Annotated in this window: 9 protein-coding genes and 1 pseudogene; 6 read left to right on the forward strand and 4 right to left on the reverse strand. The window is 65.9% G+C overall.

Annotated elements, in window-relative coordinates; translation table 11 throughout:
- From KGM94_RS18625 to KGM94_RS18635, 3 genes and pseudogenes are all read left to right on the forward strand, one after another.
- Nucleotides 1–953: pseudogene (locus KGM94_RS18625) on the forward strand (hypothetical protein); the annotation flags it as partial.
- A gap of 94 nt (nt 954–1,047) precedes the next feature.
- Nucleotides 1,048–2,778 carry an FAD-dependent oxidoreductase gene (locus KGM94_RS18630; protein ID WP_300262586.1) on the forward strand — a complete coding sequence of 577 codons (1,731 nt, stop codon included), beginning with the start codon at nt 1,048–1,050 and terminating at the stop codon, nt 2,776–2,778.
- 164 nt (nt 2,779–2,942) lie between these two features.
- Entirely contained in the window at nt 2,943–3,230 is a 288-nt protein-coding gene (locus KGM94_RS18635) for a GIY-YIG nuclease family protein (RefSeq protein WP_300262588.1), read from the forward strand.
- 123 nt (nt 3,231–3,353) lie between these two features.
- On the opposite strand, the gene KGM94_RS18640 is transcribed toward KGM94_RS18635, so the two are convergent.
- The gene (locus KGM94_RS18640; RefSeq protein WP_300262591.1) at nt 3,354–4,130 is read right to left on the reverse strand and encodes an SDR family oxidoreductase; all 777 of its coding nucleotides are present in this window, start codon (nt 4,128–4,130) and stop codon (nt 3,354–3,356) included.
- 199 nt (nt 4,131–4,329) lie between these two features.
- Between KGM94_RS18640 and KGM94_RS18645 the strand changes: the two genes are divergently transcribed.
- The gene (locus tag KGM94_RS18645; protein ID WP_300262595.1) at nt 4,330–4,743 is read left to right on the forward strand and encodes a nuclear transport factor 2 family protein; all 414 of its coding nucleotides are present in this window, start codon (nt 4,330–4,332) and stop codon (nt 4,741–4,743) included.
- 26 nt (nt 4,744–4,769) lie between these two features.
- On the opposite strand, the gene phaC is transcribed toward KGM94_RS18645, so the two are convergent.
- Both phaC and KGM94_RS18655 read right to left on the reverse strand, forming a co-directional pair.
- Nucleotides 4,770–6,557, reverse strand: a complete 1,788-nt coding sequence (gene phaC / locus KGM94_RS18650; protein ID WP_300262598.1) for a class I poly(R)-hydroxyalkanoic acid synthase — start codon at nt 6,555–6,557, stop codon at nt 4,770–4,772.
- Between the two features lie 120 nt (nt 6,558–6,677).
- Nucleotides 6,678–7,151, reverse strand: a complete 474-nt coding sequence (locus KGM94_RS18655) for a hypothetical protein (RefSeq protein ID WP_300262601.1) — start codon at nt 7,149–7,151, stop codon at nt 6,678–6,680.
- A gap of 173 nt (nt 7,152–7,324) precedes the next feature.
- Between KGM94_RS18655 and KGM94_RS18660 the strand changes: the two genes are divergently transcribed.
- Entirely contained in the window at nt 7,325–8,827 is a 1,503-nt protein-coding gene (locus KGM94_RS18660; protein WP_300262604.1) for a caspase family protein, read from the forward strand.
- 29 nt (nt 8,828–8,856) lie between these two features.
- On the opposite strand, the gene KGM94_RS18665 is transcribed toward KGM94_RS18660, so the two are convergent.
- Nucleotides 8,857–9,891 (reverse strand): patatin-like phospholipase family protein, encoded by a 1,035-nt coding sequence (locus KGM94_RS18665; protein WP_300262607.1) that lies wholly within the window; start codon nt 9,889–9,891, stop codon nt 8,857–8,859.
- A gap of 299 nt (nt 9,892–10,190) precedes the next feature.
- Here KGM94_RS18665 and KGM94_RS18670 point away from each other — a divergent pair, with 299 nt between their 5' ends.
- The gene (locus KGM94_RS18670) at nt 10,191–11,204 is read left to right on the forward strand and encodes a tetratricopeptide repeat protein (protein WP_300262610.1); all 1,014 of its coding nucleotides are present in this window, start codon (nt 10,191–10,193) and stop codon (nt 11,202–11,204) included.
- Nucleotides 11,205–11,402: the final 198 nt, after the last annotated feature.

The raw sequence follows: 11,402 nt of genomic DNA on the forward strand, positions 1-11,402 counted from the left end.
GTCGCATCGCCGCCGTCGAGTTCATGAACGAGCCGAACCTGGCGGCGAACAATGGCGCGCCGCCCGGCTATGATGCCAAGGCCTATGGCCGTGACGCAAGAGTCTTTCGTGACTTGATGCGGCGCGCCGCGCCGGAGACGTTGATCGTCGGGCCAGGCTCGACCGGCGACGCGCCTGCTGCCACCTCCGGCCTGCGAACCCGCGACCTGCTCGAAGCTTCCGGTCCCGGCCTCGATCGCTTCTCCTACCATCACTACGGCGCGCTCTCGCCGCGCTGCGGCGGCCGCGACGATCCCACGCAGGCGCTGAGCGATGCCTGGCTTGCGCGGACGGACGCCGCGCTGTCGGTCTATCGTGCGCTGCGCGACGCGTTCGAGCCGGGCAAGCCGATCTGGCTGACCGAGACGGCGGACGCTGCCTGCGGCGGCAACCGGTGGGACGCGACCTTCCTCGACACCTTCCGCTATCTCGATCAACTCGGCCGGCTCGCCAAAGCCGGCGTCCAGGTGGTGATGCACAATACGCTCGCCGCCAGCGATTACGGCCTGCTCGAGGAACGCACCTTTCGTCCACGCCCGAACTACTGGGGCGCGCTGCTGTGGCATCGCCTGATGGGCACGACCGTGCTCGACGCCGGCGCCCTATCCGGCCTGCATCTCTACGCGCATTGCCATCCGTCGATTCCCGGCGGAGTCACGCTGCTTGCGATCAACATTTCGCGTCACGTTTCGCGCAGCGTGGCGCTCCCGCTGGCCTCGGAGCGCTATGCGCTGCATGCGGCGCAACTGCAAGGTCCGACCGTACAGTTGAACGGCCGGCCGCTGGCGCTGACCGCCGACAATGCCCTACCCGAGCTGATCGCACGCCCCGCGCGCGCCGGGCGAATTCATCTGGCGCCGGCCACGATCACCTTCCTGTCGATCCCGGGCGCTGCAAATCCCGCGTGCCGGTAGGGATCGGTGAGCTCCCGCCATCCGCAAATTGCCGATTGACAAACCTGCCTGACGATCCCCCTCTTGATCCAATCGACAAGGAACGAGGTGCGAGATGTGTGGCGGCGAGCGCGGCGATATCTTCGAATGCGACGTGCTCGTGGCCGGATCGGGGGCGGCCGGCATGGCGGCCGCTATCACTGCCCGCTCCCGCGGACTCGACGTGCTGATCGTCGAGAAGGAGCCGCGCTATGGCGGGACCACTGCCCGCTCCGGCGGCTGGCTCTGGATTCCCGGCACCTCGCTCGCCCGCGCCTACGGCATCGAAGAGACGCCGGACCAGGCGCGGACCTATCTGCGCCACGAGGCCGGCAACAATTTCGATGCCGCCCGCGTCGATGCCTTCCTCGCGACGGGCCCCGAGGCGGTCGATTTCTTCACGACGAAGACCGCGCTGCGCTTCGACATGCCGCTGGTGTTTCCGGACTATCACGCGGAGGCGCCCGGCGGCGCGCAGGGCGGCCGCTCCATGGTCACCCGCCCCTTCGACGGCCGCGAGCTCGGCGACCACATCAAGACGCTCGGACGGCCGCTGCCCGAACTCACGGTGTTCGGCATGATGCTCGGCAGCGGCAAGGAGATCATCCATTTCATGCGCGCGACGAAATCGCTGACCTCGGCGATCTACGTCGTCAGGCGCCTATCGCGCCATCTCATGGACGTGCTGCGCTACGGCCGCGGCATGACGCTGACCAACGGCAATGCTCTGGCGGGACGCCTCGCCAAATCCGCACTCGACCTCGACATCCCGCTCTGGCTGTCCTCCCCGGTGCGTGAGCTGACCGTCGAGAACGGCGCAGTGACGGGCGCGGTGGTCGCACGCGAGGGACGCAGCGTGCGCGTGCGCGCGCGGCGCGGCGTCGTGCTGGCCTGCGGCGGCTTCCCGCATGACGTCGCGCGGCGCAAGAAGATGTTTCCGCATGCGCCGACCGGCCACGAGCATTTTTCGCCGGGGCCGACCGGCAACACCGGCGACGGCCTGCGGCTCGCTGAAGCTGCCGGCGGCCATGTCGAGAACCGCCTGCCGAACGCGGCGGCCTGGGTGCCGGTGTCGCTGACGACGCGCAAGGACGGATCGGGCGGCGTGATGCCGCATTTCATCGATCGTGCGAAGCCCGGCGTCATCGCCGTGCTGCGCGATGGCAAACGGTTCGCCAACGAGGGCAACTCCTATCACGATTTCGTCCAGGCGATGATGAAGGCGACCAAGCCCGGCGAGGAGATCGCTGCCTGGCTCGTCTGCGACCACGAGGCGCTGCGCAAATACGGCCTCGGCTGCGTGCCGCCGTTCCCGATGCCGCTCGGCCATCACTTGCGCACCGGTTATCTCAAGCGCGGCGACACGCTGGACGCGCTCGCGGCGCAAGCCGGCATCGACGCGAGGGGATTGAAGGAGACGGTGGCGCAGCTCAACGCCACCGCGGCACAGGGGCAGGACGCCGCCTTCGGCAAGGGATCGAAGGCCTACAACCGCTACCAGGGCGACGCGCTGCACGGCCCCAACCCCTGCATCGCACCGCTGGCGCATGGTCCCTTCTACGCCATCAAGATGGTGATCGGCGATCTCGGCACCTATGCCGGCATCGTCACCGACGCAAACGCGCGCGCGCTCGACGCCGAGGGCCGCGTCATTCCGGGCCTCTACGCCGCCGGCAACGACATGGCGAGCATCATGGGCGGCAACTACCCCGGCGCCGGCATCACCCTCGGCCCGGCGCTGACCTTCGGCTACGTCGCGGGCCGGCATCTTGCAGCAAGCGCCAAGGAGCGCAGCGCAGCGGAGTGAGGAGCGCGGCGCCATCACGGAACTCTCCGCATCGTCATTGCGAGCGAAGCGAAGCAATCCAGAATCTCTCCGCGCAGAGATTCTGGATTGCTTCGTCGCTCCGCTCCTCGCAATGACGAGATTGTTGTGATAGTCTTCGAGCACAACCTTCCTGAGAGCGCCACATGAAGCAGCCATGCGTCTACATGTTCGCCAATCGCCGCAATGGAACGATCTATACAGGCGTTACCTCCAATCCGCCGCGCCGCGCGTATGAACACAGGCAAGGGCTGGTCGAGGGATTCTCCAAGAAGTACGGATGCAAGATTCTCGTCTGGTATGAGTTGCACGACACTATGAACGAGGCGATCACGCGTGAGCAACAGATCAAAGGCGGCAGCCGGGCCAAGAAACTAGCGTTGATCGAGAGTTCAAATCCCGACTGGAATGACCTGTTTGACACACTGATCTAGCCGCATTCTCCGTCATTGCGAGCGAAGCGAAGCAATCCAGACCGCCGCCGTGGAGGCAGTCTGGATTGCTTCGTCGCGTCGCTCCTCGCAATGACGGTACGGTGAGAGTTGCGATGGCAGCGTCTACTCCTTCACCGGCACGGTGTAGTTCAGCACCAGCCGGCCGCCGTCGGGATAGATGGTCTGCCCGGTGATGTAGGACGCGTCGTCGCTCGCCAGGAACGCGACGACGGAAGCGACCTCGCTCGGCTCGCCGCCGCGGCCGATCGGGGTGCGCGACAGCACGCTCTTGCGCGCGTCTTCGGAGCTGAAGATCGCGGACGCCACCATGTCGGTCAAAATCGTGCCCGGGCCGACCGCGACGACGCGGATGTTGTGCGGGGCCAGCGCGACGGCGGCAACCGAGGTGAGCTGCTTCATGCCGCCCTTTGAGATGGCGTAGGTCGCAAGCGTCGGAATCGCCAGCAGCGCGTTGACCGACGACATGTTGATGATGACCCCGCCGCCGCCCTGCGCGATCATCTGCCTGGCTGCGGCCTGCACGCCGAAGAATGCACCCTTCAAGTTGACGGCGATGACGTCGTCAAAATCCTTTTCAGATATCTGCAGCAGGTCCTGGTTGCGGGCAACGCCGGCATTGTTGACCATGATGTCGAGCCGGCCGAACTCCCGGACCGCGGTTGCGACGAGGCGGTCGACGTCCGCTTGTCTCGCCACGTGGCAGTGCACGGCCTGCAGATCGCCGGGATGCCCGAGCTCCGCGACCGTCTTCTCGAGGGCGTCATTATCGACGTCCGAGATGACGACCTTGACGCCATCCTTCAGGAAACGTTCAGCGCAGGCCCTGCCGATGCCGCGCGCCGCACCGGTGACGGCGGCGACCTTGCCGGAGAGTTTCATGAATGTCCTCCATCATTGCCGAACGCGAGCCAATCACAGGAAGCGGACGGGCGCAAACGGCGAACATTGCGCGGCGGCCGCGAATCCTGACCGTTCATCAGGAAGCAACCGCCGCCGCCTGCTGCGGCCGGGCGAACTCCGTCCGTCCGGCGAAGAATGGCCTTGCTTTTTGTTCGTCATTGCCCCACCCCGACGGGATATGACGGACAACCACGCGCTCATCGCCGCCAACGCGGCCTTCTACGCCGCCTTCGCCGCCCGCGACTTTCCGGCGATGGAACGGCTGTGGGCGGATGACGAGAGCATCTCCTGCATCCATCCCGGCTGGCCCGCGATCATCGGACGGGCGGCCGTGATCGGAAGCTGGCGCGACATCATGGCGAATCCCGCCCAACCACAGATCGTCTGCGCCGAGCCGCAAGCGATCGTCGAGGGCGACAGCGCGCGGGTGTTGTGCATCGAGATCGTCGGTGGCACGGCGCTCGCTGCCACCAACCAGTTCAGGCGCGCCGGCGAGGTGTGGCGCCTGGTGCACCATCAGGCGAGCCCGATCGCAGAGATCGCCGAGCAGCCGGACGAGAACCCGCCCTCCCCAAGCCGGCGAATTCACTAACCGCGGGCCAGAGGCTGTTCGTCGCCCTATGTCGCGACCGCGCGCACGCGCACATAGGAGCCGGGCGCATCGTCGATCACAGGGAGATTGCCGCCTCCCGGCTCGCGCGCCGGCACCCGCTCCGGATCGAGCCGCGTGATCCACTCGTCCCAAACCGGCCACCACGATCCCTGACGGGCCGTCGCGCCGGAGAACCATTCGTCGGGGGTCGGAGGCAGATCGTCGTTGATCCAGTGCCCGTATTTGCTTCCGGGGGCACTGATCACGCCCGCCATGTGACCGGACGCGGACAGCACGAATTTGACGGGCCCGGAGTAGAGGCGCGTCGCCGCGTAGGTCGACTTCCAGGGCGCGATGTGATCCTCGCGCGTCGACAGGATGAACGTCGGGATCTTGATCTTCGACAAATCGATCGGCGCGCCGGCCAGCGTGATGCCGCCGGGCTTTGCCAAGAGGTTCTCCTGGTACATCTTGCGCAGATAGAACGAGTGCATCGCAGCCGGCATCCGCGTCGAGTCCGAATTCCAGAACAGGAGATCGAACGGCATCTGTTCCCTGCCGAGCAGGTAGTTGTTGACGACGAAGGACCAGATCAGGTCGTTGGCCCGCAGCATGTTGAACGAGGTCGCCATGTCCTCGGCCTGGAGATATCCGCGTTCGCGCATGCGCCGCTCGAGAGACGCAAGCTGCTCGTCGTCGATGAAGACCCGCATGTCGCCTACGTCGGTGAACTCGACGAGCGTGACGAAGTAGGTGGCGCTTGCGAGCCGATCGTCGCCCCTCGCCGCCAGCCAGGCCGCCGTCGAGGCCAGCAGCGTTCCGCCGAGGCAATACCCGATCGCGTTGACCTTGCGTTCGCCAGTCGCCTTCTCGATGGCGTCGAGCGCCGCGACCGGTCCTTCCAGCAGGTAGTTTTCGAAGCTCTTTTCGGCGAGCTTCTCGTCGGGGTTGACCCAGGAGATCACGAACACGGTGTGGCCCTGATCGACCGCCCATTTGATGAAGGAGTTCTTGGGCTGCAGATCGAGCACGTAGAACTTGTTGATCCAGGGCGGCACGATGAGCAGCGGCCGCTTCCGGACATCCCTCGTCGATGGCGCATACTGAATCAGCTGCATGAGATCGTTCTGGTAGACGATCTTGCCCGGCGTGGTCGCGATGTTCTCGCCGAGACGGAAGGCCTTCATGTCGGTCATCTTGATCGCGAGCCGGCCGTCGCCACGCTCCAGATCGGCAAGGAGGTTCTCCAGCCCGCGCAGCAGGTTCTGGCCGCCCGACTCCAGCGTCGCGGCGAGCACTTCCGGATTGGTCGCGACGAAATTGGTGGGCGACAGCGCATCGACGAACTGGCGGGTATAGAAATCGACCTTGCGCGCCGCGGCCTCGTCCAGACCCCTGACGTCGCGAACCGTCGACAGGATCGACTTCGCTGCAACGAGGTAGCTGTCCTTCACGAAGCTGAAGACCGCATTCTCGGTCCAGTCGGGATGCTTGAAGCGCTTGTCCTTCGGCTTGTCCTCGCCGGCGGCCGGCGGCGCAAACATGCGCTCCGCCGTCCTCTGCCAGATGGCCATGCTCTCGTTGAACAGGTTGATCTGGGCCTTCGCGACCGCAGTCGGATCGGCCATGATCCGTCCCATCAGGTCGGCGAAGTCGAATCCGAGGGTCGAGGTGTCGCCCATTCCCGCCTTGGCGGCGTCCTGCTGCTGGGAGACGAAGCGCTGCATCAGCAGCTGGCTCTGCTGCGCGATGTTCTGCAGTTGCCCCGCAAGCACGAGCGGATCCCAATTCGGCGTTGCCGACTTGTCAGCCATGTTTCCGTCCCTGTCTCTTCTCGCCGTACCCTCCGTCGAAGGCCCGGTCGTTTCGATGAACCTAGCAGTTCGTCGCGCGCCTCGCCACGGCCGATGATGCGACCGAGAGTCCGGGCGCCCCTATCGCTTGTTTCCGGTAACGGTGATGAAACCGTTCGTGCCTTCCAGATGAGTTCCGTCCTGCGACAGCCGCAACCTGTCCGTGTAGCCATGGCTCCAATGCATGACGACGGAATCGTTGCTGCACGTCCACGTCGCGGTGTGAGCGCCTGCCTTGGCGGTTCCGTCGGCGCTGATGACGGCGGTGACGCCGTTGAACCATGCCCAGTTTCCCGGCATCTTGCCGCACGACGACGTCGGTGCGGCACGGGCCGGGCGCGGCTCCCTGCGCGTTCTGGAGTCCGGTGCGGCGGATGGCGCCTCGTCGCTGCCGGACTGGGATTTGCCGGTCTTTCCGACAACGCCGCCGACCGATCCCGCCTGGGCCAACGCGTTGTCCGTCGCGGCGAAGAATCCGGGCAGCGCGGCGAGAAGCACGGCGGCTGCGAGGCGACCAAGGGCGCCTGCCCATCGCCATGTCGTACCCGTTGCCATCCGACCCAATCCTCTTCATCAACGCTACCGTCTGCTGCAAACCATCGTTTATCCCGCCGATGCGGCGTTGACCTAAATCAAGGGCGACGCGGCCGGGACAATCTACGTGTAACAGAGCAGGGTCGCCCCACTTTGAATCGGACAGCACGGCGATTGCCGACCGGGACAGCTTCATGCGCAGGTGGGTGCCCTCTTTCCTGATCGCTGCGTTCATGCTTCTGGCGAACAGTCCCCTCCACGCCGAGAAGCGCGTCGCGCTCACCATCGGCAATTCGACCTACAAGAACGCCACCCAGTTGCCGAACCCGGCAAACGACGCCGTGGCCGTCGCGGCGCTGCTCAGATCCGCCGGCTTCGACGTCGTGGAATCACGCGGCGATCTCGGCATCGCCGAAATGCGACGCGCGCTCCGGCAGTTTTCCGACGTCGCCGCCGACGCCGACATCGCCGTGGTGTTCTATGCCGGACACGGAATGGAGGTCGACGGCGTCAACTACCTGATTCCCATCGATGCGACGCTCGAGCGGGATCTGGATGCCGAGGACGAGGCGATTCCGCTCGATCGCGTGCTGAAGGTGATCGACCAAGCGAAGCGCCTGCGCCTCGTCATCCTGGACGCCTGTCGCGACAATCCGTTCGCCCGGACGATGAAGCGGACGCTGGCGTCGCGCGCGATCGGACGCGGCCTCGCCAAGGTCGAACCGCAATCGTCCGACACGCTGGTCGCGTTCGCGGCAAAGGCAGGCTCGACCGCCTCGGACGGCGACGGCACGAACAGTCCGTTCACCGCCGCGCTGCTGCAGTTCATCGCTTCGCCCGGGCTCGACGTCCGGCTTGCCTTCGGCCGGGTGCGCGACGAGGTCCTGAGGAGCACCGGAAACCGGCAGGAGCCGTTCGTCTACGGCTCTCTCGGCGGATCGATCATCGCGCTGGTGCCGGGCAACGACAAGCAGGCCGAGCCTGCCGCCAGACAGCCCGACCAGGCCTCCATCGAGATCGCATTCTGGGAGACGATCAAGAACGAGAAGAATCCGCTGCTGTTCGAGGCCTACCTGAAGCGCTATCCCAGCGGCGCGTTCGCGGACCTCGCCAGGATCAACCTGCAACAGCAGAAGACCGCGTCGGCGAACTCCACCGTCGAGCAGCCGGACGACAAGCTCGCGATCGGCGACGCCGGCCTGCTGCGCGAGATGCGCGAGCGTCTCTATGCGCTCAATTTCGATCCCGGTCCCATGGAGGGGCCCTTCAACCCGGCGGCGCGGGACGCGATCCGCGAGTTCGAACGTCGGAGCAACCTTCCTCAGACCGGCCAGGCCACCCAGGGCCTGCTGCGAATCCTGCGCGAAACCGGCAGCCTGGGGCCGTGGGGAGCGATCGTCTATTCCCGCAGCAGCGGCAACTGGGGCATGGCCTGGTCGCACGAGACACGCAAGGCGGCGGTCGCCGCGGCCCAGCAGTCTTGCGGCACCGCATCCTGCCCCGTCGAGATCAGCTTCTTCGGCACCGAATGCGGCGTGTTCGCCCATTCCGGATCGAGCTGGGCCATCGTCACCCGCGACACCATTCAGAAAGCCAGGGACGATGCGCTGGCCGATTGCGGCAAGAAGGGCCGGACTTGCCGCATCGTCGCCTCGGTCTGCGCCGATGGCGCCGAGCGCGTGCAGGCGCAGCGCTAGCACGCGAGGCCGACGATCGCCGTCCCGCCTTACAGATACACCGAATCGATGTCGACCGAGGATTGCAGGCCGATCTTGCCAAAATTCCTCGCCAGCCAGTCGCCGGCGCACTTTCGTCCCTGGTCGCGGAGATAGGACAGGAAGCTCCAGTCGGCGTTGGACTTGCTGGTCGAGCTGAGCGTCGCCATGAAGTCGTCGTCGGCGATGCTGTGGATGAAGACGTGCGGCAGCGCTTCGCCGACGATGCGGTGCTGCGTGACGAGCCGCGTGACGAAGCTGACGGCTCGCATCTCCCGCATCAGCGACGAATTGAAGCTGATCTCGTCGATCCGGTTCGAGATCTCGTCCGCGGTGCGCGGCAACTCCTTGCGGACCAGGGGGTTGATGTGGACGATGACGATGTCGGGCACCTTGCAGTTGTAGATCAGCGGGAAGAGCGCGGGATTGCCCATGTAGCCGCCGTCCCAATAGGCCTCGCCGTCGATCTCCACCGCCTGGAAGGCCGTGGGAATGCACGCCGAAGCGAGCACGGCGGCGGCCGAGATCTCCTCGCCGGCAAAGACCTTGACCTTTCCCGTGCGAACGTTGGTCGCGGAGAGGAAGAGCTTGACCGGACAATCCGGGCGCCGCAGCACGTCGAAATCGACGGACTGCTCGACGACGTCGCGCATCGGGTTGATGTTCGCGGGATTGAACTCGTAGGGCGACAATACGCGCGTCAGAAGGTTCATCACGTAGAACACCGGCGACCAGGTCAGCCTGTAGTTTGCCGTCATCCTGTCGATCGGGCTCGGCTGCAGCGGACCCTGCGCGGCGAGATCGCTGACCCGCTTCCAGTAGCCGGCAAGCGCCTTGCGCGCGCCTTCGCGCCCGCCGACGGTCAGTCCATAGGCGAAAAGGGCCGCGTTCATGGCTCCCGCGCTGGTCGCACTCAAGCCTTCGAATGCGAGATGTTCCTCCTCCAGGAGCCGATCGAGCACGCCCCAAGTGAAGGCGCCGTGCGCGCCCCCGCCTTGCAGCGCGAGATTGATCGTCCTGACGATGTTCGAGGCCGCCGCAGGCATGGGCCCTACCCTAGCCGGCCGGCCGGCCGCCGCCTTGCGCTACCGCAAGACGCCGCGACCGGCAGCGCCGGGGCGACGCCCTGCCTGCGACGATTTGGGCCAGCCCCGCACGAGCCGGGGCCGCACGAAGTCCGAATTGATCTGGATCAGGGCCGACGTACCCCGAATTGCCTGAAGCTGTGCGGGAAAGGCGCGCGCGCTTGCGGAAGATCAATCCGGCCGCGGCGCCCGCCCCTACAGATGTTTGACGCGTTCACGGCTGCCCCGGCAGCGAAGTCGGGAAGAGAATGCTGAAGGCCATGTTGAGGGCTCTTTTCATCGTCGCGATCATCGCCCTGTCGAGCGCCGGAACGTCCCGTGCGGACGACGCCGGCGACGCCAGGATGACGGAAGACTATCTGCGCCAGGCGCAGCGAGGGGACACCAGGGCGCAATTCTATCTGGGAGTGCTGTATGCCCAGGGCGTCGGGGTCTCGCGGTCCGACGCGGAAGCCTTCCGTTGGCTCTCCTCGGCGGCCGAGCGCGGCCACGCTCAGGCGCGTCTCATCGTCGGCGAAATGTATGCCGTCGGCCGCGGCACGTCCAGGAGCGACATCGATGCCTACAAATGGGCGTCGGCGGCAGCCGCGAGCTCCAATCCCGCCGATACGCAGCGGAACGCGCAACGCATCCTGGATCTGCTGACCGGCAGGATGACCGGCTCCGATGTCTCCGAAGCCAAGCGGCTCGCCCAGTCGCTCACTCCGTCGACCAGCCAGTTCGCCACCAATCGCCCCTCGGACGGCAGGACCGACGAGATCACGACGACCGATCGCCGGCGGGGAGCCGAATACGACCGCCTGACCGACGCGATCAACCGCAATCCGCAGGACGCGGACGCCTATTACAAGCGCGGCAACATCCTGGCGCGGCTGAAGGAGTACGACCTCGCCGCCAACGACTTCGGGCGCGCGATCGAATACGGTCCGGGCAACGCTCAGGCCTACAACAACCGCTGCTTCGTGTACGTGGCGCTTGGCCGCGGCCAGATGGCGGTCACCGACTGCAACGAGGCGCTGCGGCTCCGGCCGGACTATGCCGACGCCCTCGACAGCCGCGGCCTCGCCAATCTGATGCTGGGCCGGCTCGATCCGGCGATCGCCGACTTCAATGATGCCCTGCGCCTCAGACCGAAGCTCGCGACCTCCCTTTATGGACGCGGCATCGCCTACACGCGGCAGGGCCGGACGAGCGCGGGAAATTCCGACATGAAGGCCGCGACCGCGATCGATCCCGGCGTTCGCGACGAACTGGATTCCTATGGAATACGCTGAACGTTTCGAACAAGGAGAATGTCGGTGCTGCCGACCCTGAATCCGACCGTGAAGAAGGCTCTGCGGGGCATTGCAGCCGTCGCCGTGGCCGTATGCGTGGGTGGCGGCGGATATTATTTCTACTATGGCCGTCCGCTGCTCGTGAAGGTCGGGACCGCGACGCTCGCGCCGGTCTCCGAGTTCGTCTACGGCAGCGGC

Source organism: Bradyrhizobium sp., from assembly GCF_028868675.1.
In the GTDB taxonomy this organism is placed as follows: domain Bacteria; phylum Pseudomonadota; class Alphaproteobacteria; order Rhizobiales; family Xanthobacteraceae; genus Bradyrhizobium.

Excerpts from the sequence above, each read along its gene's own strand:
- KGM94_RS18630 (WP_300262586.1), top strand. The coding sequence starts at position 1,048 with ATGTGTGGCGGCGAGCGCGGCGATATCTTCGAATGCGACGTGCTCGTG.
- KGM94_RS18635 (WP_300262588.1), top strand. The coding sequence starts at position 2,943 with ATGAAGCAGCCATGCGTCTACATGTTCGCCAATCGCCGCAATGGAACG.
- KGM94_RS18640 (WP_300262591.1), bottom strand. The coding sequence starts at position 4,130 with ATGAAACTCTCCGGCAAGGTCGCCGCCGTCACCGGTGCGGCGCGCGGC.
- KGM94_RS18645 (WP_300262595.1), top strand. The coding sequence starts at position 4,330 with ATGACGGACAACCACGCGCTCATCGCCGCCAACGCGGCCTTCTACGCC.
- phaC (WP_300262598.1), bottom strand. The coding sequence starts at position 6,557 with ATGGCTGACAAGTCGGCAACGCCGAATTGGGATCCGCTCGTGCTTGCG.
- KGM94_RS18655 (WP_300262601.1), bottom strand. The coding sequence starts at position 7,151 with ATGGCAACGGGTACGACATGGCGATGGGCAGGCGCCCTTGGTCGCCTC.
- KGM94_RS18660 (WP_300262604.1), top strand. The coding sequence starts at position 7,325 with ATGCGCAGGTGGGTGCCCTCTTTCCTGATCGCTGCGTTCATGCTTCTG.
- KGM94_RS18665 (WP_300262607.1), bottom strand. The coding sequence starts at position 9,891 with ATGCCTGCGGCGGCCTCGAACATCGTCAGGACGATCAATCTCGCGCTG.
- KGM94_RS18670 (WP_300262610.1), top strand. The coding sequence starts at position 10,191 with ATGTTGAGGGCTCTTTTCATCGTCGCGATCATCGCCCTGTCGAGCGCC.